This window comes from Halorubrum shenae, from assembly GCF_051194165.1.
GTDB lineage: Archaea > Halobacteriota > Halobacteria > Halobacteriales > Haloferacaceae > Halorubrum.
Map to the genome: position 1 here is coordinate 1 of NZ_JBLZNI010000004.1, position 22,921 is coordinate 22,921.

At 65.3% G+C, this 22,921-nt stretch carries 18 protein-coding genes and 2 pseudogenes; 8 read left to right on the forward strand and 12 right to left on the reverse strand.

Annotated elements, in window-relative coordinates:
- Positions 1 to 183 (forward strand): annotated as a pseudogene (locus tag ACNS88_RS06430) (Lrp/AsnC family transcriptional regulator); the annotation flags it as partial.
- 212 nt (positions 184 to 395) lie between these two features.
- On the forward strand, positions 396 to 1,223 hold the full coding sequence (locus ACNS88_RS06435) for a HalOD1 output domain-containing protein (protein ID WP_435094974.1): 828 nt from the start codon (positions 396 to 398) through the stop codon (positions 1,221 to 1,223).
- A gap of 141 nt (positions 1,224 to 1,364) precedes the next feature.
- On the opposite strand, the pseudogene ACNS88_RS06440 reads toward ACNS88_RS06435, so the two are convergent.
- The 5 genes and pseudogenes from ACNS88_RS06440 to glpK all read right to left on the reverse strand — a co-directional run bounded on the left by ACNS88_RS06440 (position 1,365) and on the right by glpK (position 7,243).
- A pseudogene (locus ACNS88_RS06440) lies at positions 1,365 to 2,203 on the reverse strand (IS5 family transposase).
- A gap of 171 nt (positions 2,204 to 2,374) precedes the next feature.
- A complete protein-coding gene (locus tag ACNS88_RS06445; protein WP_435094975.1) occupies positions 2,375 to 3,058 on the reverse strand; it encodes a phosphoglycolate phosphatase in 684 nt (227 codons plus the stop codon).
- Between the two features lie 94 nt (positions 3,059 to 3,152).
- On the reverse strand, positions 3,153 to 4,325 hold the full coding sequence (locus tag ACNS88_RS06450) for a Cdc6/Cdc18 family protein (RefSeq protein ID WP_435094976.1): 1,173 nt from the start codon (positions 4,323 to 4,325) through the stop codon (positions 3,153 to 3,155).
- Positions 4,326 to 4,621: 296 nt separating this feature from the next.
- Positions 4,622 to 5,710, reverse strand: coding sequence for a DUF7973 family transport facilitator (locus tag ACNS88_RS06455; RefSeq protein ID WP_435094977.1), 1,089 nt, complete (start codon positions 5,708 to 5,710; stop codon positions 4,622 to 4,624).
- Positions 5,711 to 7,243 carry a glycerol kinase GlpK gene (gene glpK, locus ACNS88_RS06460; protein ID WP_435094978.1) on the reverse strand — a complete coding sequence of 511 codons (1,533 nt, stop codon included), beginning with the start codon at positions 7,241 to 7,243 and terminating at the stop codon, positions 5,711 to 5,713.
- A gap of 412 nt (positions 7,244 to 7,655) precedes the next feature.
- Here glpK and glpA point away from each other — a divergent pair, with 412 nt between their 5' ends.
- The 4 genes from glpA (at position 7,656) to ACNS88_RS06480 (ending at position 13,368) form a co-directional block, all read left to right on the forward strand.
- Positions 7,656 to 9,437 (forward strand): anaerobic glycerol-3-phosphate dehydrogenase subunit GlpA, encoded by a 1,782-nt coding sequence (gene glpA / locus ACNS88_RS06465; protein ID WP_435094979.1) that lies wholly within the window; start codon positions 7,656 to 7,658, stop codon positions 9,435 to 9,437.
- On the forward strand, positions 9,424 to 10,803 hold the full coding sequence (glpB, locus tag ACNS88_RS06470; RefSeq protein WP_435094980.1) for a glycerol-3-phosphate dehydrogenase subunit GlpB: 1,380 nt from the start codon (positions 9,424 to 9,426) through the stop codon (positions 10,801 to 10,803). The genes glpA and glpB overlap by 14 nt, the downstream gene beginning before the upstream one ends.
- Entirely contained in the window at positions 10,800 to 12,188 is a 1,389-nt protein-coding gene (locus tag ACNS88_RS06475) for an anaerobic glycerol-3-phosphate dehydrogenase subunit C (protein ID WP_435094981.1), read from the forward strand. The genes glpB and ACNS88_RS06475 overlap by 4 nt, the downstream gene beginning before the upstream one ends.
- 103 nt (positions 12,189 to 12,291) lie before the next feature.
- Positions 12,292 to 13,368, forward strand: a complete 1,077-nt coding sequence (locus ACNS88_RS06480; RefSeq protein WP_435094982.1) for a hypothetical protein — start codon at positions 12,292 to 12,294, stop codon at positions 13,366 to 13,368.
- Between the two features lie 15 nt (positions 13,369 to 13,383).
- Here ACNS88_RS06480 and ACNS88_RS06485 read toward each other — a convergent pair whose 3' ends face one another.
- Positions 13,384 to 14,529 carry an acyl-CoA dehydrogenase family protein gene (locus tag ACNS88_RS06485; RefSeq protein WP_435094983.1) on the reverse strand — a complete coding sequence of 382 codons (1,146 nt, stop codon included), beginning with the start codon at positions 14,527 to 14,529 and terminating at the stop codon, positions 13,384 to 13,386.
- A gap of 105 nt (positions 14,530 to 14,634) precedes the next feature.
- Between ACNS88_RS06485 and ACNS88_RS06490 the strand changes: the two genes are divergently transcribed.
- Entirely contained in the window at positions 14,635 to 15,432 is a 798-nt protein-coding gene (locus tag ACNS88_RS06490) for an RIO1 family regulatory kinase/ATPase domain-containing protein (protein ID WP_435094984.1), read from the forward strand.
- 43 nt (positions 15,433 to 15,475) lie between these two features.
- Here ACNS88_RS06490 and ACNS88_RS06495 read toward each other — a convergent pair whose 3' ends face one another.
- The 6 genes from ACNS88_RS06495 to ACNS88_RS06520 are packed head-to-tail and all read right to left on the reverse strand — an operon-like array spanning position 15,476 to position 21,547.
- Positions 15,476 to 16,375, reverse strand: a complete 900-nt coding sequence (locus ACNS88_RS06495; protein WP_435094985.1) for a DMT family transporter — start codon at positions 16,373 to 16,375, stop codon at positions 15,476 to 15,478.
- 34 nt (positions 16,376 to 16,409) lie between these two features.
- Positions 16,410 to 17,144: an ABC transporter ATP-binding protein gene (locus ACNS88_RS06500; RefSeq protein ID WP_435094986.1), complete on the reverse strand. Its 735-nt coding sequence runs from the start codon at positions 17,142 to 17,144 to the stop codon at positions 16,410 to 16,412.
- Positions 17,141 to 18,037: an ABC transporter ATP-binding protein gene (locus tag ACNS88_RS06505; protein WP_435094987.1), complete on the reverse strand. Its 897-nt coding sequence runs from the start codon at positions 18,035 to 18,037 to the stop codon at positions 17,141 to 17,143. Before ACNS88_RS06505 ends, ACNS88_RS06500 begins: the two co-directional genes overlap by 4 nt.
- Entirely contained in the window at positions 18,030 to 19,259 is a 1,230-nt protein-coding gene (locus tag ACNS88_RS06510) for a branched-chain amino acid ABC transporter permease (protein WP_435094988.1), read from the reverse strand. Before ACNS88_RS06510 ends, ACNS88_RS06505 begins: the two co-directional genes overlap by 8 nt.
- Positions 19,256 to 20,203 (reverse strand): branched-chain amino acid ABC transporter permease, encoded by a 948-nt coding sequence (locus ACNS88_RS06515; protein ID WP_435094989.1) that lies wholly within the window; start codon positions 20,201 to 20,203, stop codon positions 19,256 to 19,258. Before ACNS88_RS06515 ends, ACNS88_RS06510 begins: the two co-directional genes overlap by 4 nt.
- A 9-nt stretch (positions 20,204 to 20,212) precedes the next feature.
- Positions 20,213 to 21,547 carry an ABC transporter substrate-binding protein gene (locus tag ACNS88_RS06520; protein WP_435094990.1) on the reverse strand — a complete coding sequence of 445 codons (1,335 nt, stop codon included), beginning with the start codon at positions 21,545 to 21,547 and terminating at the stop codon, positions 20,213 to 20,215.
- Positions 21,548 to 21,726: 179 nt separating this feature from the next.
- On the opposite strand from ACNS88_RS06520, the gene ACNS88_RS06525 reads away from it, so the two are divergent.
- Positions 21,727 to 22,599 carry a proline dehydrogenase family protein gene (locus ACNS88_RS06525; RefSeq protein ID WP_435094991.1) on the forward strand — a complete coding sequence of 291 codons (873 nt, stop codon included), beginning with the start codon at positions 21,727 to 21,729 and terminating at the stop codon, positions 22,597 to 22,599.
- Positions 22,600 to 22,921: the final 322 nt, after the last annotated feature.

Genomic DNA, 22,921 nt, shown 5'->3' on the forward strand with positions numbered 1-22,921 from the left:
CACGTCGATGTGGTCGGGACGAGTTCGCGTGACATTACTCGAATTACTGACGCTATCCACGACATTGGCGTGGAGATCGAGTCGTCGGAAATGATGAGACAGCGGCACGTTCGACCATTCAATCATTTCCTCCTCCAAGGAACGGAAGATACGGACGCGCGCGACAGCACGTCGGAGGAATAGGACGAGTTCTACAACTGTGTGGGCGGTAGTTGCTTTTGGGGATTCCGCATATCACACCCCTTAAATTGGGAGAACCAATATCGGCTTAACAAAAAAAACAGTTTTAGAGGTATATTCTGTGGTATCTCGTATTAATTAGTATAATTACACGAAGCTGTTATACCACTAGTTGTTCTAGCGGTTAATATGCATCCATCAGAGAGAGTCTTGAAATGAATCTGATAGAGAAAATAGTCTGGAAAATAGCAGACCGAGAAGGCGTTGACCCTACAGATCTCGAAAAACCCCTGCAAGAGGCCGTTGATGTAGATGGACTCAAAACTCTCATCGCTAACACCGAAGATCAGCATAATAGATCGCACCTGAACGTGGAGTTCGTGCACTACGGATACGCTGTCACTATCGATGGGACGGGAACCGTTAGGATCAGCAACAAACCCAGTACTATGGGTCAGTTTTCGCCGCAAATGCCGGATAGTATCTCGAACGAGCTCGACCATCGTGAGCAAGCAATGAAGCATATCGGAGACGTAATCGCGGCTCGTGAACGACCGTTTGTCGAGCGACTTGACGGCCTCCTAGAAGTCGTTCGCAAAATGCTGGGGATGAAAGGTGCAACACTTTCGTATGTGGATACCGACAAATACGTGTTCGAAGCAGTCGATGGAACAGGCCACACCAAGCTTCATGCCGGGGAGATGGTTCCCCTTATAGACAAGGTCTGTAAGCGGGTGGTTGAAACCGAACAAGCGTTCGTTACCAGAGACATCGAAGCAGACGCCCCAGAGTTAGCGAATTTAGCCTGCGATATTTCTTCCTATATCGGTGTGCCGGTATTCGTGGATGGTGCAGTCTACGGGACGTTTAGCTTCTACGACACTGATCCGCGAGACGAAGCGTTCTCCGACTGGGACCTCGCGGTTGTCGAAGTACTCGGTAACTGGGTGAGTGGCGAACTCGAACAACGACAGCAAGAACGGGCCTTACATGCAGCCACAACGGAACGACCGTATGTGGGCAAATTAGGGTCCAACAGGTAATTGGCGACTGAGTGACTTGGATCGTAAACCACCCACCAAGGATGATCCGTGCTTCGCCTGCACTGAGTGATCGCACCCCCTGTGAGGTTGGGAAGATGTAGTGCTGCAAACGCGCCCTAGGGCTTGTTTAGACGCGTAAGGTCATGGTTGTGAGTGACTGACGGCCTGTTCTATGTTTCTGACGGTGGCCTTTAGGACGAGTTCTCTAAACTGGCCAAACCACGTTCTGGCGCGTAACGTCTCACCGAACCGATGCTTCAGGGCGTAGAAGATCGCCTCGACGGTGAGCGGCAGTGGTAGATGTCCTCGTCGTGGCGAGCGTTGTGCGCTTTGTCAAGTCCATAGAACTCACGATGTTTGATTACCGGGCGGATGCCAGCATCTCTGAGTTCGTACCGGAGCGCGTCCCAGTCGTAGCTTCTGTCGGCTGTGATCGTGGTTAACTGTGCCAGATTTCTCGTGAGTACCTGCCGTCCAACGTGGGTGTCATGGGGCTGTTTCATCGAGCAATGAATGTCGAGGATGACGCTCGTATCGCAATCGACCAGTGCTGTCGTCTTGATATCGTCAAAATTGTATCCGACACGGAGAACGTAGTGACAGCTTGCTTGGTGGCGTTTGAATCCAGTTGCGTCGATTGCCTGAACGTCGCCGAGCTCGTGGAGTGAGACAGACAACCGAAGCAACACCCGCCAAATCCGCATTTTGAGATCTTGTTTCCGCGTACAGACGGTCGTGAAATCCGGCAGCTGGTCCACTGTAAGACCGAGTTTGGCGACGATTCCGGGCATTTCGTACAAAATATCGAGCAACCGGCGGTAGGGTTGGTTCAGATACTCTCTGAGACAGTGAATCGAGACGATCACCCAGTCAGCGTAGCCGCCGTCACCTTTCTCGATCGCCGATGCTAGCTCGCCTATGACAGCGTTCTGGGACAAATCGACGCATTGGTCGGTAAACCGGGCGAGTTGGGACGGCATACTCGTCGCTTCCTCACTCAACTCCACACAATCCCGGCCGAGATACCAATTGACCGGCGTCTAAACACGGCCCGCGCGCTGTATTCAGCACGGCTCCAAAAACATATCACCAGTTGAGGATTTCAACAGAGCCATCAGTTTTTAAATACATGAACCGATCCTATCTCACTCTTATACATCTCGCGTCCAGAGATCGGCGAGCACGCCGGCGGTACCGTCCATGTAGGACTCTTCGATCACAACATCCGCGGCGTCGCGGGCGGCGCCGTCGGCGTTGGCGACCGCGTACGACCTCCCGGCGACCCCGAAGGTCGACACGTCGTTCTCGCTGTCGCCGATCGCGACGAACTCGTCTGGGTCGATCCCGAGCGCGTCGGCGACGCGTTCGAGCCCTTGCCCCTTACTCACGCCGGTCGATTTGACGTGGTAGGCGTAGCCGGTGTCGACGACCTCCACGTCGCCCCCGGCGGCCGCGGCGACCTCGCGCAACAGCGTCCCGTCGGCGTCGAGCGACAGCGCCACCTCCGTCTCGCGCCAGCGGTTCACGGTGTCGCGGGGCCCCCATACGGGGTCGCCGCCGCGCTCGCGGAACGCCTCGACGACGGCCCGCGGGGCCTCGGCGTCGCCGAGGACCGCCGTCTCGCCGTCGACGTGCACGACGCCGCCGTTCTCGGCGATCACGGTCTCCGCGCGCCCGAGGAAGTTCGCCAGCGCCACCGGATACGGGAACGACTTCCCGGTCGCGAGCACCACCGGGGCGTTCCAGTCCGGTAACAGCTCGAAGACGCGCGCGTCGATCCGGCCGCTCCCCGTCGTCAGCGTTCCGTCGATGTCCAGCGCGAGGGGCGGAACCATACCGAACGTGAGGCGACGACGCGCAACAGTCTTGCGTTCGTCAGCGGGCGGAGACCGGGCACAAAAATCGATGAAAACGGACGGCTCGACGGCCTCAGATCGACCACGAGGGGCGATCGAACAGCTCGCGGAACACGAGCGTCGGGAACCGCGGGACGAGCCGGCTCGGCGGCCGCCCCTTCCCGTCACTCCTGCGGGCGGTCACGCGATTGAGCAGACCAGCGTCGGCGAGTTCGTAGAGCACGCGCCGCACCGTCGACGGGGACAAATCGACCGCCTCGCGCGAGGCAATCGTCTCCGTCGCGGCGCTCACTGATGCCCGGTCGTCATCGGACAGGCTCACGAGTTCGTAGAGGAGTCGACGCCGGCTCCCGGAGAGCGCGAGGACCCGTCCGAGCGCGACACCGGGGCGAGGGACCGACTCGATGCCTGTGTCGAGATCCTCCGGCCGCACCGTTGAGGCGCCCGCGCGCTCAGCCGTGATCGCTGCCCCGACGATAGCGGCGAGCGCGTCATGCGCGTCGCCGTCGGCCCACTCGCTGACCTCGCGGATCTGGTCGTGAGTGAGCGCGTCGCGACCGAGCCCGCTGGAACACCGGCTCGTCAACAGCTCGACGAGCACGTGCCGGCGGTACGGCTCGAACGCCACCGCCTCCTCCGGGTTCCACTCGATCGCCGCCGGCTCCTCGCGGCCGAGACACACCGGGACGATCCGGTTGCTGACCGCCGTGAGCCACTCGACGACGGTCGTCGCGCTCGGCGTCTCCGGCTCGTTCGTGTGGTCGACCGCGACGACGATGTCCGGGCCGGTGTTGACGGCGCTCCGTAGCGACTCGATCAGCTCGTCCGTCCCGATCCCGTGTTCGGGGACCGTGTCGTCGCTGACCGCGTCGAGCGCCGCGTGGTAGAGCCGGAACTGCGTCGGCGCGCGGCGCGCGTCGACATAGACGAATCCCGGGAGCGTCGGCTCGACTGCCCGCGTCGACGTCTGGATCGCTTGTCTGGGGCCGCTGTGGGACGCGAGATGTCGGAACAGCTCAGAGAGGATCGCCGACTTCCCGCTCCCCTTCGGCCCGTGAACGTAGGCGCTCGGCGGGAGCGACCCGGCGAAGGCCGGCTCGAACACGTCGAGGAGTCGCTCGATCGCCGGCCCCCGTCCGACGGGCGCCCCGGCGTGTAACACCGGCGAAACGGCGCTGATGTCCACGAGGACGCCGGCTCCGATATCGTAGCCGAGCCGCCGCTCGATCCGATCGTCGATTTTCACGGTCCGGCCTCCGCAGTGCTCGGATAAAACCGTTGTAAAGCGCGGTCACTGCCGGTCCGTTCCGGCTGTCGGCCGCGTCTCGTGTGTCGTTCCATTGATGTGTCCAGCGACTCGGTCATGTACGTGTACGGCGCGCGGTGCGACCGGGCGGAAAGGGGCGCCCGGTCGAATCTGTTCTCCGATGTGGGTTCGGGACTGTCACGGAATCCGTCCGGGGTCGCCGCGGGTTCGTCCGGCATCGCACCGGAACCGGCTCGGTGCCTCCCCCCGCTCGACCAGTGGTCCCAGTGGCCGGGTTAGAGGTACCCGGCGTTCGGTAGCGCACCGAGGACGCTGAGCAGCCAGACGGCGAACATCATGATCGCGATGGCCATCGCCGGCGGGTCCACGTGGGTCCCGGAGTGCGAGTAGAACATCCGTTGCGTGACCTCGCCCACGAGGCCGCTGAGCGCGCCGAAGACGCCGGCCGCCAGCAGTGCAACGACGCTGCCCACGACGGGCTCAAGCGTAACCGCGCCGACCGCACCGAGCAGCGTGATGTGGTGGGTCACCGGAATCTTCTCGACCCCGAGGTTGAGGAACAGCAGGGTCATGGCGGAGATGGCGTAGCCGAGGAAGATGCTCCCCGTCTGCAGCCAGATGTAGCCGCCGAGGATACCGCCGACGAGCCCGATGACGGTGACGCCCGACCACTCGTACTGGTGGGGGAGCCACGGCTCGGTCGCCGGGCGGCCGGCGTGTTCCCCGTCGGTTTCGGCCTCCGGGTGTTCTTCGCCGCGTTCGAACGGCGACATATCGAGGAGTCCGTCTCCCGCCGGTTTCCCGACGATCGGGTAGCCGAAGACGGGCCGCGCGAGGAACGCCGTCGCGAACACGGACACCGCGATGAAGTCGGTGGGGGCCGACATTCCGAGGACGTTACTGAAGATGCCCCCGGCGACCCGCGTGAACAACATCCCGATGACGCCGAAGATCGCTCCGACGGCCAGGATGTCCGGCTTCGTCCCGAACGCGTACGTGATGTCTTTCCCGAAGTGGTACCCGCCGTCGGCGGGGTTCATATCGGGGTACTTCTTTCCAGCGTACGCGGAGGCCGCCACGCCGCCCGCGAAGGCGATGTGCGGACCGGTGATCGCGCCGAAGCCGATCACGCCGGTGATGCCGGCGGCGAGCTCCCCGGCGGGAATACCCTCGATAGCGCCGATCTGTCGCTGGAGGATCCCGATACCCTCACCGAGGAACACGACGAACCCGGTGAAGATGAACGCGGGCAGCGCGCCGATCGCGGCGCCGAACGCCCCGCCAGCCAGCGCGGTGATGAAGAGCAGCAGGAACTGCTCGACTTCCATGCCGATGATCGGAACTTGCAGCAGCAGCTCGTTCATTTATGCATCCTCCTGCGCCCAGTCGCGAGACCGGTCGACCGCGTCGTCCCAGCGGTCGTACAGCTTGTCGACTTCTTCCTGCTCCTTCTCGGGGTTGAACTCGCGGTCGACCTGCCAGTTGTCGCGGAGTTCGTCGACCGTGTCCCAGTAGCCGACGGCGAGGCCGGCGGCGTACGCCGAGCCGAGCGCCGTGGTCTCGTCGACCTCCGGACGGACGATGTCCGTCTGGATGATGTCGGACTGGAGCTGACAGAGGAAGTTGTTCTTGACCGCGCCGCCGTCGACGCGGAGGCTCGTCGTCTCGACGCCGGAGTCAGCCTCCATCGCCTCCGCGAGGTCGCGGGTCTGGTAGGCGATACTCTCGAGCGTGGCTCGGACGATGTGCTCTTTGGTCGTCCCGCGGGTCATCCCGACGATGGTCCCGCGAGCGCGACCGTCCCAGTGGGGAGCGCCGAGCCCGGTGAACGCCGGGACCATGTAGACGCCGTCGGTCGAGTCGACCGACCGAGCCAGTTCCGCGGTCTGGGCGGCGTTGTTGATCAGGTCGATGTCCTCGAGGAACTCGATCGCCGCGCCGGCGATGAAGATCGACCCCTCCAGCGCGTACTGGACCGGCTCGCCGGACATCTGGAAGCCGACGGTCGTGAGCAGGCCGTTGTCGGACGCGACGGCCTCCTCGCCGGTGTTCATCAGGTAGAACGCACCGGTGCCGTAGGTGTTCTTGGCGTCGCCCTTATCGAAGCAGGTCTGCCCGAACAGCGCGGCCTGCTGGTCGCCCAGCGCGCCGGCCACGGGGACCTCCTCGCCGAGGAAGCCGTCCGCGTCGGTGTGGCCGTAGTAGTCGTCGTCTGAGGACGGACGGACTTCGGGTACCATCTCCTTCGGGACATCGAACTCGTCTAAGAGTTCGTCGTCCCACTCCATGTCCCGGATGTTGTACAGCATCGTCCGGGAGGCGTTGGTGACGTCCGTGATGTGGTTGCCCGTCAGGTTGTAGATGAGCCACGCGTCGATCGTCCCCATGACGAGCTCGCCTTCGCGGGCCCGGTCGCGGAGGTCGCCGCCGCGAGAGCTCTGCATCTTGAGCGGTTCCGCGTTGTCGAGGATCCACTCGGTCTTGGTCGCGGAGAAGTACGCGTCGCACTCCAGTCCGGTCTTATCACGGATCTCTTCGACTTTGCCCGCTTCCTGAATTTCTTCGACGCGGTCCGTCGTCCGGCGGTCCTGCCACACAAGCGCGTTGTGGACCGGCTTTCCGGAGTCTTTGTCCCAAACGATCGTCGTCTCGCGCTGGTTCGTGATCCCGATCGCTTCGAGCTGGCTCGCGTCGAGGCCGGCGTCGGCGAGCCCGTCGAGGACAACCTGCTGAGTGTTTTCCCAGATCTCGATGGGGTCGTGCTCGACCCAACCCGGGTTCGGGTAGATCTGTTCGTGCTGTTCGTACGCGTTCGCGACGACCTGGCCCTCATGGTCGAACACCATGAATCGGGTACCGGTCGTCCCCTGGTCTATCGCACCGACATACTGTGTCATGTGTTGGATCCCTCCTGTGGCGCTGGTCCGCTCGCGTCGACGGCGCAAATCGCACTCCAAGCGCCGGCCGGGAGCGCAGATCGCCTCCCGGACCCCGATCGCGACGCCGCGTCCGCCCCGTTGTCGCCACCGCCGCCGCAGCCGGCCGGAACGCCGACACGACGACCGGGGGCGGTGAGGCAGTGTCGCCGCCGCCGCGACATATCTTCACGGAAGCTACCACGCCATCCGTGAACATAATGTACTACCATAATAATCTTCCTGTTAAAATCCGCAGTTCGTCTGAGAGTAAAAAGTAAGTATATAAATCAACCGGAGCCGACAACGATTGTGCCACTTGAACGTCCATGATCGTTATGGGCGACTCCGGTTAGGAGGTAAAGTAAAGTGGACGCGGTCCAACCGGGTCGATATGGACCAACAGGTGGACGTCGTCGTCGTCGGCGGGGGCTCGACGGGGTGCGGCGTCGTCAGGGACCTCGCGCGGCGAGGGCTCGACGCGGTGCTCGTCGAGAAGGGGAACCTGACGCACGGCACGACGGGGCGAATGCACGGGCTCTTACACAGCGGGGGGCGGTACGCCGTTTCCGACCAGAAGAGCGCGCGCGAGTGCATCGAGGAGAACCGGGTGCTCCGCGACATCGCGAGCCACTGCGTCGAGGAGACCGGTGGGATGTTCGTCAAGCGCCCCGAGGACTCGGAGGAGTACTTCCAAGAGAAACTCGAAGGGTGCCGCGCGTGCGACATCCCGGCCGAGGTCATCGACGGTGAGGAAGCCCGTCGTCGCGAGCCGTACCTCGCGCGCGACATCGACAAGGCGATCGCGCTGCCGGACGGCGCGGTCGACCCGTTCCGGCTCTGCGTCTCCAACGCGGCCGACGCCCGCGAACACGGCGCGCGGATCGAGACCCACGCTCCGGTGACGGACGTGCTCGTCGAGGACGGCGAGGTCGTCGGCGTCGAGATCGAACACGAGACCGGCCCCGGAAAGCGGGTTCACCGCGACCCCGGGACGACCGAGGAGATACGTGCGCGCCACGTCGTCAACGCGACCGGCGCCTGGGCGGGCAACGTCGGCGAGATGGCCGACGTCGACGTGGAGGTACGCCCCTCGAAGGGCGTGATGACGGTGATGAACACCCGACAGGTCGACACCGTCATCAACCGCTGTCGGCCGAAGGGTGACGCCGACATCGTCGTTCCCCACGAGACGGCCTGTATCCTCGGAACAACCGACGAGGAGGTCGACGACCCCGAGGACTACCCCGAAGAGGACTGGGAGGTCGACCTGATGATCGAGACGCTCTCGGAGCTCGTGCCCGCGTTGAAAGATGCCCGGACGCTCCGTTCGTTCTGGGGCGTTCGCCCCCTCTATGAGCCGCCCGGAACCGGTACCGAAGACCCGACCGACATCACGCGCGACTACTTCCTGCTCGACCACGGCGACCGCGACGACCTCCCGGGAATGACAACCATCGTCGGCGGGAAGCTCACCACCTACCGCATGATGGCCGAGTCCATTAGCGACCACGTCTGCGACGCGCTCGGCCACGACGCGACCTGCGACACCGCCGACGCGCCGCTTCCGGGCTCGGAGAGCGACGCCCGGATGGAGGAGCTCATGGACGAGTTCGGGCTTCGGTCACCCGTCGCCCGCCGGTCCGGCCAGCGGCTCGGCTCGCGCGCCGACGACGTGCTCGGCGAGTACGACCCGAACCCGGTCGTCTGTAACTGCGAGGGCGTCACGCGCGCCGAGGTGCAGGACGCGATCGGCGAGGCCGGCAGCGACCTCAACGCGGTCCGCCTCCGCACCCGCGCGTCGATGGGGAACTGCCAGGGCGGGTTCTGTACCCACCGCATCGCCGCCGAACTCGCGCAGGAGTACCCGGAGCCCGTCGTCCGCGACGCGGAAGACGAGCTGTATCAGGAGCGCTGGAAGGGTCAACGACACGCACTGTGGGGGATGCAACTCTCACAGGCGATGTTGAACCACCTGCTGCACGCGACGACGATGAACCGCGACGGCGACCCGGCGACCCTCGACAGCGAGGTCGACTTCGAGGCGTTCGACGCGGGCTCGACGGCTGGCTCGGCCGGACCGAACGAGGGCGGCGAGTCCGGGACGGCGGCGGCCGACGGGGGTCGCGCAGCGGACGACGCGACCGCAAACGGAGGGATCGATGGCGATCGATAGCGACGTACTGGTCGTCGGCGGCGGGCTGGCGGCGATCACCTCGGCGGTCGCGGCGGCCCGCGAGGGCGCCGACGTGCGGCTCGTCTCCCACAAGTCGAGCACGCTCCGACAGGCCTCCGGGCTGGTCGACGCGCTCGGGTACGTACCGGCGACGAAGCCCGCGAAACCGCTGCGCGAGGGACCGCCGACGGCGGGCCGCGAACTGGACCGCGACGAGTGGCCCGATCCCGAGGGCCCCCTCGCAGACCCCTTCGAAGCGATCGACCGGCTCCCCGAGACGCACCCCTACCGGATCCTCGGCCCTGACGCGCTCCGAGACGGGCTGGACCTGTTCGACGACCTCGCGGGCGACGCGTATCGCGGGGGGCACACCGACAGCAACGCGCTCGTGCCGACGTTCGGCGGGAGCGTGAAGCCGACCGCGCGCTACCCGGCCGCCGCCGAGGCCGGGATCGCGAGCGACGATCGGCCCGCGCTCATCGTGGGCTTCCGGTCGCTCACGGAGTACGACGCGCGGGCGTTTGCGGGCCGACTGGAGGCCGCGGGCGTCCCCTTCGACGTCGCCGGCACGGAGGTGGAGTTCGCCGAGGCGTTCCGTGCGGACACGAAGATCACCCGGCTCGCGAAGGCGCTCGACCACGACGAGGAAATCGACGGCGTCCCCGCCCGTGAGGCGTTGGCGAAGGCCGTCGCGCCGCACCTCCACGACGTGGTGGACAAGGAGGGCGGCGTCGACCGCGTCGAGCGCGTCGGCTTCCCGGCGTTCCTCGGTGACGACCGCGGCGACGAGGTCCGCGCCGAGCTCGCCGACCGGCTCGGCGCAGACGTGTTCGAGATTCCGATGGGGCCGCCGAGCCTCCCGGGGCTCAGGCTGGAGGACCGGCTGTTCGACGCGCTCGATGCAGAGGGCGTGAACTTCGAGACCGGCTTCCCGGTCGTCGGGATCGAGACCGAGGCGAACGGGGCGATCGAGACGGTCTCCGTCGACCGGAAGGGGCGTGAGACCCCCTACAGCGCCGACGCGTTCGTGTTAGCGACCGGCGGGCTCGTCGGGAAGGGGCTCGACTCGGACCGCGACGGCGTCCGCGAACCGGTCTTGGACCTGCACGTCGAACAGCCCGCCGACCGCTACGAGTGGTTCGTCGACGACGCGTTCGGCGACCAGCCGTATGCGCGCTTCGGTGTCCGGCCCGACGAGCAGGGGCGCCCGATCGACGAGAACGGCGAGGCACAGTACGCGAACGTCTTCGTGGCCGGCGGGGTCGTCGGCGGCGCGGACGTGGCGCGAGAGAAGTCCGCGAGCGGGGTGTCGCTCGCGACCGGTGTAGTGGCGGGACGGCAGGCGGCGACGGAGGCAACCAAATGACACGACACACGGACGACGACGGAGACAGAGGCGAGTCGAACGGAGCGGACGGCGTCGACCGCGCCGCCACCGACGGCGGCGTCGAGAGCGCGACCGGCGGGAGCGACTCGGCCGAGCTCGACCCGGACGCGTACGATCCTGTCGACGTGTTCCCCGGCGGCGACCTCGACCTTCGAGAGGGCGCCGACTCCTGTTATAAATGTACGAGCTGTGACACCTCCTGTCCGGTCGCCGAAGTCGACGACGAGTTCCCGGGACCGAAGTTCCAGGGGCCGGAGCAGTGGCGGCTCAAGCGCAAGGAGGACCACGACATCGACGAGTCGATCACCTCCTGTTCGAACTGCATGCGCTGTGACGACGCCTGTCCCTCCTCGGTGCCGCTCTCACAGATGCACAACGAGGCACGCGGCCAGTTCGTCGAATCGCAGATGGAGAAGCTGTCGGTGGAGTACATCCGCAACCGAATCTTAGCGAACTACCGCACCTCGGCGCGGCTGGCGAGCATCTTCCCGCGGACCGCCTCGTTCACGATGAACTTCGGGCCAGTTCGCTGGGCGATGGAGAAGACGCTCGGTATCCCGAAAGAGCGCGACTTCCCCGAGTTCGCCACGGAGACGTTCCGCGAGTGGTGGAAGGCCCGCGGCGGGGCACAGGTACAGAACCCCGACAAACGCGTCGCGTACTTCCACGGCTGTTACTCCAACTTCAACACGCCGGAGGTCGGGAAAGCGATGGTCCGGGTGTACGAGCACTTCGGCTACGAGGTGATGGTCCCGCCACAGAAGTGCTCCGGGACGCCCATGTTCGCGAACGGAATGTTGAAAGACGCGCGCCGGCACGCCGAGACGAACGTCGAAAATCTCATCGAGGCCATCGGCGATGGGGCCGACGTGATCGCCTCTTGTACCTCTTGTTCGCTGTCGCTGCGTCAGGAGTACCCCGAACTGTTCGACATTCACGGGATCGAAGACGTCGCCGAGCACACCTACGATGCGCTGGAGTACCTTCGGATCAACGAGGACCTCGAGAGCGAACTGGCAGAGAGCGAACTCGCCGACGAGCAGTCGTTCGCCTACCACGCGCCGTGTCACGCCCGCAATCAGGGGCTCTCACGGCAGGCCGTCGAGACGTTCCGCGATGTAGACGGCATCACCATGGAAGACGTCGGGGACTCCTGTTCCGGCATCTCCGGCACCTACGGCTGGAAGGAAGAAAAGTACGAGAAGTCGATGAAGATCGGCGCGGAGATGTTCGAACACATGGAGGACGCCGAGGGAGACGTGGGGATGACCGAATGCCCGACCTGTGCGATGCAGATGGAGCACGGCACCGGCTACGAGGTCGAGCATCCGCTCCAACTGCTTGAGGACGCGGTAGGCGCGTAGACCCGCCGACTGCGGGCCGACTGGTTCCGTCGCCCCGCTCCGTTTTTCAGTCCGGATAACCGCGAACGAACGTTTATGACTGCGACTCGCCTTTTAACGGGACGTGACGCTCGCACAGTTTCTCGATCGATTCGACGGCCCCGATCGATCCATCGTTATCGTCAACCGCACCGATCCGGACCCCGTGTTAAACATGCTCGTGGATACGTTCGGAGAGAACGCGGTGAGCGTTGTCGACGAGACGATTGGGGGTGGTGGCCGGCGGGCCGATGTGGGCGGACCGGTCGGAGACGAGCCAAAGGAACACGAGACTGACGGCGGCGATTCGGACTTCCGCGGTGGACTCACGACTCGCGACCTGACGGCGGATCGGAGCACCGACCGAGACGGAGCGGGCGCGACGCGCGGTGACGCCGACCGGCTCGCTGATGGAGACGGCGCCCGACGCGACACCGGGGACGACTGCCCCGTGATCAACGTCGACGCGCTCCGGGAGCACGACGGCGTCCCCTTCGACGGAGACGACCCCAGAGAGCTCGAGAACCTCGCACTGCTCGTTGAAGACGATCAGGTAATCGCGGGGTCCACGCTGGACGAACTGAGCGAGGCCGTGTTGCTCGTGAATTCGGACCTGTACGTCACCGGCAGTCGAACGCTCGATGAGGTGGATCTGCCGCCGGTGATCAGCGGACTCACCGACACGACCTTTACGCTGCGCGGATACCCGGAGTCGAACCGTGAGAAACTCCTGCTCATCACGATCTCGCGGTTCATCGAACGGGCCGCTTGGATGGCCGGCGACGGGACGCTCCGGTCGTCGTTCCAGCGCCTGTCGCGGATCGACGACGAGGTCGGCACGCGGAACGTGTACGAGCGCGTGTCGAAGGCGGGTATCGACACCCACATCTACGGCGTCCCGGACGGCCTCCCACGCGATCTGGACGCGGTGATCCACGGCGGCGACACCCGGGACTTCACCGACTCGTGGTTCGTGGTGTACCGCCCGTCGGAGGGCCCGCAACCGACCGATGACGGTCTGGAGAGCGATATCGAGCGGGGGATGCGGGGCGGCGTCGGGATGATCGCGGTCGAGACGGAGCCGCGGCTCTGGCGGGGACTTTGGACGTTCGACCCCGACCGGTTGCAGTCGGTGAACCGCTACATCGAGCGGAACTTATAAGTCCCCAATCGCCGGCTACAACCCGAGTTCGCGCCCCAACACGACGTGTTGGATCTCGCTCGTCCCCTCGCCGATCTCCATCAGCTTCGCGTCGCGGTAGAATCGCTGCGGCGCGAAGTCGGTGGTGTAGCCGTAGCCGCCGAGCGTCTGGACCGCCTCCTCGGCCACCTCGCGGGCGGCCTCGCTGGCGTCGAGTTTCGCCAGCGCGGACTCGCGAGTGACCGACTCGCCGGCGTCGTACTTCGTGGCGGCCTTGTGCGTGAGCAGCCGTGCGCGCTCCGTCTGCCGGTGCATGTGGACCACCTTGTCGCGGATCGCGTCGAACGTCGCGATCGGCTTGCCGAACTGCTCGCGCTCGCCGGCGTACTCCTTGGCGGCCTCGTACGCGCCCTGCGCGAGGCCCACCGAGAGCGCCGCGATGGAGATCCGCCCCCCGTCGAGCGTCTTCATCGTCTGGGTCCACCCCTCGCCCTCCTCGCCGAGCAGCCGGTCGTCCGGGATCCGCACGTCGTCGAGGGCGATCTCGCAGGTCGGCGAGCAGTTGAGCCCCATCTTGTCCCAGACGGTCGTCACCTCGAACCCGTCGTCCGCGGGATCGACGATGAACGTCGAGATCCCGTCGTAGCCGGCGTCCGCGTCGGTGACGGCCTTCACCAGCACGCTGTTGGCGACGCTCGCATTCGTGATGAACTGCTTGGTGCCGTTCAACACGTACTCGCCGGCGTCGGCGTCGTGTTCGGCGGTCGTGTCCATGTCCGAGGCGTCGGAGCCGCTGCCGGGCTCCGTGAGCGCCCACGCGCCGAGTTCGCCGCCCTCGGCGAGCGGCCGGAGCCACTCCTCTTTCTGTTCCGGCGTGCCGAACAGCTCGATCGGCTTCGCGCCCAGCGAAGTGTGGGCGGCGTACGAGAGCCCGATCCCGCCGGAGACACGGCCGAGCTCTTCGGTGACGAGCGCGTACATGAGCTGGTCGCCGCCGAGCCCGCCGTACTCCTCGGAGATCGGCACGCCCATCATATCGAGATCGGTGAGATCGGCGAACACCTCGGCGGGGAACCGGTGTTCGTCCTCGATCTCTTGGGCGATCGGTCGAATCTCCTCCTCGCAGAACTCGCGGACGGTGTCGCGAATCATCCGGTGTTCTGCGGGCAGCTCGAAGTCCATGGGCAAGAATTGCGACGCGGGAGCATAAACAATACGAACGACCGTGACTGATACGGCTCAGGGACGACGTGACCATTTATCAGGCGCGGTCGCCTCAAGCCGTCCATGGAACTCCGCCGGCTGGTGCGTGGCCGCGTGGACTGGCCCGACATCGAGCGGGTCGTCCGCGAGCTGGCGGACCGGTACGACCGCGACGAGATGCGGGTCCGCTTTCTCGACGCCGACAACTGGCTGTCGACTCCGATGGTGATCGACGACGACCTGTTCGTGAAGGTGATCACCCGTCAGAACACGCTCGTCCACGCGCTGTTCACCACCGGGCGAAACCTCGGCGCCTTCTCTGCGGGCACCGAGGGCTTTTTCGAGCGCTACGAGACGCCGTACGAGATGGCGCGTCACGAGCTAGAGGCGACCCGGAAGGTCCGCGAGCTCGGCGTCAACGCGCCGGAGCCGATCGAGGCGCTGGAAGTCGGCGACCTCGGCGTCGTCGTGTTGGAGTACATCCCCGAGTTCCGGACGCTCGACGAGCTCGACGCCGCGGGCGTAGCCGCGCTCGCTCCCGCGCTCTTCGCGACCCTCCGGACGATCCACGACGCCGGGCTCGCCCACGGCGACCTCCGCGCAGAGAACGTTCTCGTGCGCGACGGCGACCTCTACGTCATCGACGCCACGAGCGTGAGCGAGGAGGGCCGTGAGTCGGCGCGGTCGTACGACCTCGCGAGCGCCCTCGCCGCGCTGGAACCCTTGATCGGTGCCGCAGACGCCGTCGACGCTGCGCTCGGAAGCTACTCGACCGACGAAATCCTGGCCGCTCGGCAGTTCCTCGACTTCGTCTCGATCCGGCCCGACCACGAGTTCGACGTCACGGGACTCACCGGCGAACTGGAAAAACGGGCGACGTAGGAGCGATTCACTCCGCGGCCGCGTCCGGCGTCTCCTCGGTCGGTCACGCGCGCTCTCGGCTCACGGTCCAGATACCGGCCGTCATCAGCACGGCGCCGACGAGGAATCCCGCCCCGAGCGACTCGCCGAGCAGCGTCGCCCCGAGCGCGGCTCCGACCGCGGGCTGGGCGAAAAAGAAGACGGCGACCGTTCCCGCGGGCACGTACTCTAAGCCTTTATACCAGAGGTACCACGCGGCCGCCGTGGACCCCACTCCGAGGTACAGCACGGCCGCGACCGACGCCGTCGTCAACGGGATATCGGTCGGCGAGACGCCCAGGTACCACAGCTCCCCGGCGGCGAGAACGCCGAGCATCGGGACGCTCGTCAGCGAGGAGTACGTCGCCGCCCGCAGCGCGCCGTGACGCCTCACTGCGCGAACCCCCCAGACGGTGTAGCCGGCCCACGCCGCGCTGCCGATCAGGAGCAAGGCCACGCCGAGGGCGTTGCCTGCGGCCATCGACGCCAGGTCGTACTGTCCGGCGAGGACGACGGCGGTTCCGACGCCGGCGACGGTCATTCCGCCCGCCTTCGCCGGCGTGACGCGCTCGCCGAGGACGACCGCACCGAGCAGAACGGTGAAGATTGGGGTCAGAACCGTCAGGAGCGACCCCTGGCTGGCGTTGGTCAGTTCCGTGCCGACGAACTGCGTCGCGACCGTCAGCGTCACCCAGCCGCCCAACACGACGTACGCCGGCCACTCGTCGCGGGACGGGGTGGGGCCATCGCCGCCGGCGACGACGAGCCAGAGCACGCCGGCGCCGACCGCGACCCGGAGGAAGCCGAGCGTCACCGGCGGGATCAGCGCGAACCCCCACTTGCTGACGACGTACATCCCGCCCCACAGCGCCGCGGCCGCGAGGGGTGCGAGTGCGAACACGTATCGGCCGATGCCGGATGACATTCGGGTTTGAGACGCGGAAAGAGACGGTGGTGGCTCAGCCGCCGAGGTACAGCTGCGAGACCTCGTCGTCGTTGAGCAGTTCCTCCGGCGTCCCTTCGAACCGGACCGTGCCCTGATCGAGGACGTAGCCTCGGTCGGAGATGCCGAGCCCCTTCGTCACGTTCTGTTCGACCATGAGGATCGCCGTGTCCATGTCGTTGACCTCCTGTACGTCCTCGAACACGTCGTCGGCGGTGTTGGGCGCGAGTCCCGCAGACGGCTCGTCGATGAGCAGCACGTCCGGCTCCATCACGAGTGCCCGGGCGAACGCCAGCACCTGTCGCTGGCCGCCCGAGAGCGTTCGCGCCTTCGCCGACCGCTTCTCTTCGATGATCGGGAACCGGTCGTACAACGTCTCGATCACCTCGTCGAGGCCGCCGTCGCGGGCGACGCCGCCCATCCGGAGGTTCTCGTCGATCGTTAGCGACCCGAACACGTTGTCGGTCTGGGGGACGTACCCGATCCCCTCGCGGACGATCTCTTCCGGTGCCATCCCGCCGATGTCGCGGCCGTGGTACTCGACGGTCCCGACCCACGGCGTCAGCATGCCGAAGGCCGTCTTGAGGACGGTCGATTTGCCGGCCCCGTTCGGACCGACGAGACAGACGATCTCGCCGGGATCCAGCCGCATGGTGAGGTCGTCGAGCACCTGCACTTCGCCGTAGCCGCTGTCGACCTCCGTCAGCGAGAGAACGGGATCGGTTCCGCCGGCCGCGGCGTTGTCGCTCATGCCCCACCTCCGAGGTACGCCTCGATGACTCTGTCGTCGCTGCGAACCCCGTCGGGCGTCCCCTCGGTCAGGACGCTCCCTTGGTCGAGGACGATAATCGGGTCCGCGAGATCCATCACGAACTCCATGTCGTGTTCGATCAGCACGAACGTCGTCCCCTGCTCGTGGAGCCGCCGGATCTGCGTCTTGAGCTTCTTCGCGAGCGTCGGGTTCACTCCCGCCACTGGCTCGTCGAGCAGCAGCACTTCCGGTTCCGCGAGCATCGCTCGCGCCAGTTCGACGAGCTTCATCTGCCCGCCGGAGATGTCTGTTGCGGGCTGTGTCGCGAGGTGATCGATCTCGAAGTCCTCCAGGATGCGCTCGGCGTCGGCGAGGTTCGCGGACTCGCGTTCACCGACCGATCCGGGAGACGTGAACAGCGACAGGAACGACTCGCCGGGTTGGTTCCGCGGACCGACCAGCATCGCTTCGCGGACGGTCATCCCCTCCAGCTTTCGGGGCGTCTGGAAGGTCCGGATGAGTCCGTGTTCGGCGACTTCGTACGGCTCCAAGCCGGTCACCTCGGACCCATTCACCGTGACGGTCCCGCCGTCGGGCTCGTAAAACCCGGAGATCAGGTTGAACAGGGTCGACTTCCCGGCGCCGTTCGGCCCGATGAGGCCCGTGATCGTCCCGCGTTCGACCTCGAACGTCGCGTGGTCGGTCGCGGTGAGCCCGCCGAACGACTTCTGTAGGTCGTCGACGCGGAGGACGACGTCCTCTTTGCCCTCCACAGCGCCGACCTGCGGGTCGGCCGTCGGATCGGACGCGGCGGTCGGCGTCGACGTGTTCGATACGTCTGCCGCCTCCGCTCCTGTGCTCTCTGTCGCCGTCGATTCCGTTGGTTCACTCATTGTCGTCGCCTCCGTCGTCCTCCATCCCTTTTTGCTCCCGTACGCCGCTCGTCGGTCGATCAGGTGTTCCCCTGCCTTCGACCGCGCTCGGCCAGATGAGCTCGCGCTGCGGCGGGAGGATCCCCTGCGGCCGGTAGCGCATCACGACCACGATCAGCACGCCGATCAACAGCAGCCGCAGCGGCGCCGGATCGACCGGGATCGCGAAGTCGTTCAGGAATCGGGTCCCCTCGCGGATGGTGACGATGACGATCCCGCCGAACAGCGCCCCGCGGTTAGAGCCGCTGCCGCCTAAGATTACCGCGACCCACACGTAGAACGTCGTGATCGGGTCGAGGTCACCCGGCCCGACGTAGAGGTTGAGGTGGGTGTAGAACACGCCCGCCAGCGCCATGATCAGGCTGCCGAGTACGAACGACTGCATCTTGAACGAGTAGGTGTTCTTCCCCAGCGCGCGAGCCAGGTCCTCGTCCGAGCGGATCGTCCGCAGCACGCGCCCCCACGGCGATTGGTGTGTGCGGCGGAGAATGAGGAACACCGCGCCGGTGAACGCGAGGACGAGCAGGACGTTCAGCGACCCTCGCCAGAACGATGTCCCAAGGAGTATCGGCGTACCGGGGATCACCTCCAGCCGGAGCCCCGGCATCGTCTCCGGGAACGTCGAGAGAACCGGCCATCCCGCGAAGAAGCTCGGGATCCCGCGCACCCCCCCGCTCCCGTTCGTCAGCCAGCGCTCGTTGAGGACGACCAGCCGGACGACCTCTGCGAGTCCGAGCGAGGCGATCGCGAGGTAGTCCGCGCGAAGCCTGAGCGTCGGAATGCCGATCAGCACCGCCAGCACGAACGCGACGACGAGCGCAACGACGAGCCCGGCGATCGGCACCCCGAACAAGGCTCCGACGACGGGCACGTCGCCAAGCATCTCTCTGACCGGTGAGCCCGTCGCGGTGATGAGCGCTGAGCCGTACGCGCCGATACCGAAGAACGCCGCGACGCTAAAGTTGATCAGCCCGGCGAATCCCCACTGGGAGTTCAGCCCGAACGACAACAGCGCGTACATCCCCGCGAGTCCGACGAGGAACAGGAAGTACGTCGGACCGAGCCGGCCGGTGATCAGCGCGACGAGGAGGAACAGCAGGAACGCCACGCTGACACCGAGCACCCACCCCTCGGGGCGAGTCAGCTCTCCCAGCGCTCCTTTCGGATCGGTGAGCGCGCTCATGTGGCTTCCTCCCCGGCGATTCCGCTCGGCCGGACGAGCAGCACCGCGACCATGATCACGAACGCGATGGCGTTCGCGTATTCGATGCCGATCGGGATCCCGAACTCGTCGGGAACCAGCGGCAGCAGTTCTCCGATTCGGGTCAGAAGCGGCGTCAGTTGGTTTATCATGCCGATGAGGAAGCCGCCCGCCATCGCCCCGTAAACCGAACCGATCCCGCCCAGGATCACCGCCGCGAATATCACCAACAGGAGGTTAAACCCCATCCGCGGAGCGAGCTGATTGAACAGCCCGAGGAACACGCCGCCTGCACCGGCGAGCCCGGCGCCGATGACCCACGTCCAGAGCTTGACCCGCTTCGTTCGGATACCGCTGACCCGCGCGAGGTCGGGGTTGTCGGCCATTGCACGCATCTTCCGGCCGAGATCGGTGTACTGGAGCAGGACGTGAAGCCCGACGACGAGTATTGTCGCCGAGACGACGATCGCGACGTCGTGACGCGTGATCCGGACGCCGTACTCCACCAGCCAATCGATCGGTCGCTGCGCCCCGATGCCGTATTGGGTGAAGTCGGACCCGAACCGGATCTGGATGATCGCGCGGTAGATGAACGCGATCCCGATCGACGTGATCAGCAGTCCGATCGAGTCGATGTCGAGCGGCTCGTAGATGAGCTTCTCGGTGACGACCGCCACGACCGCGGCGGCCACGATCCCGACGACTATCGCCAGGAAGAAGCTGTACGGGAGCCCCAACACCGGGCCGCCGATCGCCCCGACGGCACCAAAGGTAACGAGCGCCGCGTACGCACCGATCGTCATCGTATCGCCGTGGGCGAAGTTCGCGAAGTCGGCGATGCTGTACACCAGCGACAGTCCGATGCTCCCGAGGACGATGATGCTGCTGAAGACCAGCCCGTTAGCCAGGTATCCGATGACGGTCATCGGCTGGGATTAGCCTTCGACGAAGTCGATGCCTTCGTACTCGTGGTTCTGGACCTCTAGTACTTGGAGGAACCCGACCGGGTCTCCGTTTTCGTCGAAGTCGATGGGCCCGCTGACACCCTGGTAGTCGACGTCGTCCGGACCGCCCCCATCGGCGAGGATCTCGCTCGCGGCTTCGAACGACGTCACCGTTTCGCCCTCGGGGCCGGAGACGCGCCGGACGGTGTCCTGAAGCGCCGCGCCGGTGAACTCGTCGGCGGCCTGAATCGCGAGCGCGGCGTTGATCACGCAGTCGTACGCGTACGACGCCCACGAGGTCGGCTGCTGACCGTACTCCGCCTCGAAGGTCTCGGCGAACGACTGGTAGTTCTCCTCCTCGACCGGCGCGGAGGGCACGACGATCTTCATCCCGTTGATGCTCCCCTCGGGGGTGTTTTCGAGAACGTTGTCGCCGGACACGGAGTCGGCGCCGTAGAACTGCGCCTCGTACCCCGACGAGTACACCTCGTTGACCATCGTCGCGAACTCCGCCTGGTAGGTGATGAACAGCCACGCGTCAGCGCCGGAGCCGTTCATCTCGGAGATGACGCTGGAGTACGACTGCTGATCCTGGTCGTGGGGTGTGTTGTAAACGATCTCGCCGTCGTACGCGTTGACGAACGCGTCGGTGAGGCTCTGTCCGTAGTCGTTATTGACGTAGGTGACCGCGACCTCGTCGTAGCCGTCGTCGGTGATAATGTTCGAGAGCGCCAGCGATTGACTGCGTCCGGACGGTGACATCCGAAGCAGCCCCGGGAACTCCGTGAGGTTGAGCCCGGTCGAGTTCTGGCTCAGCTGAACGACGTCGGTCCCCTCGACGACGCTCTCGTAGATGGCCAGCGAGACGCCCGAGCCGACCGCGCCGATGAGGAACGGCACGCCGTCCTGGTTGACGAGCTTCTGGGCGGCAGCGATCCCGCCTTGGTTCTCGCTCTCGGAGTCCTCGACAGCCAAGGAAAGTTCGCGTCCGTTGATCCCGGCATCGTTGACCTCTTGTAAGGCGAGTTCGACGCCGCGCTGGTTCCGCTCACCGAACGCCGATAGCGACCCGGTCAGGGAGTTAACCATCCCGATCTCGTACGGACCGGTGTCGCCGCCGTCGCTTCCGTCCTCTCCATCGTCTGTTCCGTCGCTCCCGTCGCTCCCGTCGCTCCCGTCACTTCCGTCGCTTCCGTCGCTTCCGTCAGACCCGTCCCCACCGTCGTCAGTCGTACTGAGACAGCCCGCGAGCGCGGCGACCCCTGCTCCGCCCGTTAGTTTCAGCAGTGTTCTCCGGTCGGCCAGGTTCATGCTATTTCGTGACATAAGTAACCTGTAGATTTCGTAGGCGTATGGGTATCTGAAACCCTACCCGTCCATGGTCGGCTGAGACGTATTTTCTCTCTCATTGGGTGCAATATTTGCTGCAATATTTTATTCTCTAGTATATCTTGAAATAATTGGTCGGGTGGCGTTATATCCCTCTCGAGCAGCCTACTGTGTGTATGATACCGCCCATTGCGAGCAACTTCGTCGCTGGAGAGACGCCGACGGCGGCTCTCGCGCACGTCGAATCTCTCAACGACCGGGGCGTGGCTGGCATCCTGAACCTGCTCGGCGAGCACTACGAGGAACGGCCCCCCGCCGACGCCGACGCCGACGAGTATATCGACCTCGTCGAGGCGATCGCGGAGCGGGACGTCGACGCCTGCGTCTCGGTGAAGTCGAGCCAGATCGGCCTCGACATCGGCGACGACGTGTTCCAAGAGAACCTCGCGCGCATCGTCGAGGCGGCAAACGCCCCCGCGGCGACGGGTTCGGACGGAACCGGGACGTTCGTCTGGATCGACATGGAGGACCACGAGACCACGGACGTGACGCTCGACGCCTTCGAGCGCCACGCGGTCGAGACCGACGGAAACGTCGGGGTCTGCGTGCAGGCAAACTTAAAGCGCACGCGTGAGGACCTCGAGCGGCTCGCGGAGCTTCCCGGAACGGTCCGTCTGGTGAAGGGTGCCTACGACGAGCCTCCCGCGATCTCGTACAAGAAGAAGGCCCGCGTCGACCAGTCGTACCGCGACTGTCTCGCGTACATGTTCGAGGCGTTCGACGACGGGGTCGCGGTCGGCAGCCACGACCCCGCGATGATCGAGTACGCGAGCGAGCTGTACGCGGAACACGGGACGCCCTACGAGGTACAGATGCTGACCGGCGTCCGGGAGGAGGCGCAGTTCGACCTCGCCGGCGATCCGGACGTCGACGCCGAAGTCTACCAGTACATTCCGTACGGCTCCAAGTGGTTCTCGTACTTCTACCGTCGCATCCGGGAGCGCAAGTCGAACGCGCTGTTCGCGCTGCGGGCGATCGTCGGCAACTGAACGGTTTCGGTCGGGGGGTCGGGGAGCAGGCTCTGCGAAATCCGCTTCTTCAGAGAGGTTCTCTTCTGGAATAGCTGGTCGATAACCGATCCCACCCTACTTCGCTCACCCTGACGGGTTCGCTCGTTGAGGGTGGGGCTTTGATGTGGGACTCGCCGTCAGTTGTCGCCGGGGAAGAAGGGTGTTGCTCACCCGTACCGAACGATGTTTTGGGTCGACATTCCCACCATTTAGGGGCCGGGGTACTGCGGCCCGTGATACCGGCGACTTGTGCGGCAGTATCACGGAACTCAAAGACGGTGGTCTCTAGAAAAAATGTATC

Bases quoted from the DNA above. Each gene is read 5' to 3' on its own strand.
- ACNS88_RS06525 (WP_435094991.1), top strand. From the start codon at position 21,727: ATGATACCGCCCATTGCGAGCAACTTCGTCGCTGGAGAGACGCCGACG.
- glpB (WP_435094980.1), top strand. From the start codon at position 9,424: ATGGCGATCGATAGCGACGTACTGGTCGTCGGCGGCGGGCTGGCGGCG.
- glpK (WP_435094978.1), bottom strand. From the start codon at position 7,243: ATGACACAGTATGTCGGTGCGATAGACCAGGGGACGACCGGTACCCGA.
- ACNS88_RS06490 (WP_435094984.1), top strand. From the start codon at position 14,635: ATGGAACTCCGCCGGCTGGTGCGTGGCCGCGTGGACTGGCCCGACATC.
- ACNS88_RS06520 (WP_435094990.1), bottom strand. From the start codon at position 21,547: ATGTCACGAAATAGCATGAACCTGGCCGACCGGAGAACACTGCTGAAA.
- ACNS88_RS06485 (WP_435094983.1), bottom strand. From the start codon at position 14,529: ATGGACTTCGAGCTGCCCGCAGAACACCGGATGATTCGCGACACCGTC.
- ACNS88_RS06515 (WP_435094989.1), bottom strand. From the start codon at position 20,203: ATGACCGTCATCGGATACCTGGCTAACGGGCTGGTCTTCAGCAGCATC.
- ACNS88_RS06500 (WP_435094986.1), bottom strand. From the start codon at position 17,144: ATGAGCGACAACGCCGCGGCCGGCGGAACCGATCCCGTTCTCTCGCTG.
- glpA (WP_435094979.1), top strand. From the start codon at position 7,656: ATGGACCAACAGGTGGACGTCGTCGTCGTCGGCGGGGGCTCGACGGGG.
- ACNS88_RS06495 (WP_435094985.1), bottom strand. From the start codon at position 16,375: ATGTCATCCGGCATCGGCCGATACGTGTTCGCACTCGCACCCCTCGCG.
- ACNS88_RS06505 (WP_435094987.1), bottom strand. From the start codon at position 18,037: ATGAGTGAACCAACGGAATCGACGGCGACAGAGAGCACAGGAGCGGAG.
- ACNS88_RS06455 (WP_435094977.1), bottom strand. From the start codon at position 5,710: ATGAACGAGCTGCTGCTGCAAGTTCCGATCATCGGCATGGAAGTCGAG.
- ACNS88_RS06510 (WP_435094988.1), bottom strand. From the start codon at position 19,259: ATGAGCGCGCTCACCGATCCGAAAGGAGCGCTGGGAGAGCTGACTCGC.
- ACNS88_RS06445 (WP_435094975.1), bottom strand. From the start codon at position 3,058: ATGGTTCCGCCCCTCGCGCTGGACATCGACGGAACGCTGACGACGGGG.
- ACNS88_RS06435 (WP_435094974.1), top strand. From the start codon at position 396: ATGAATCTGATAGAGAAAATAGTCTGGAAAATAGCAGACCGAGAAGGC.
- ACNS88_RS06475 (WP_435094981.1), top strand. From the start codon at position 10,800: ATGACACGACACACGGACGACGACGGAGACAGAGGCGAGTCGAACGGA.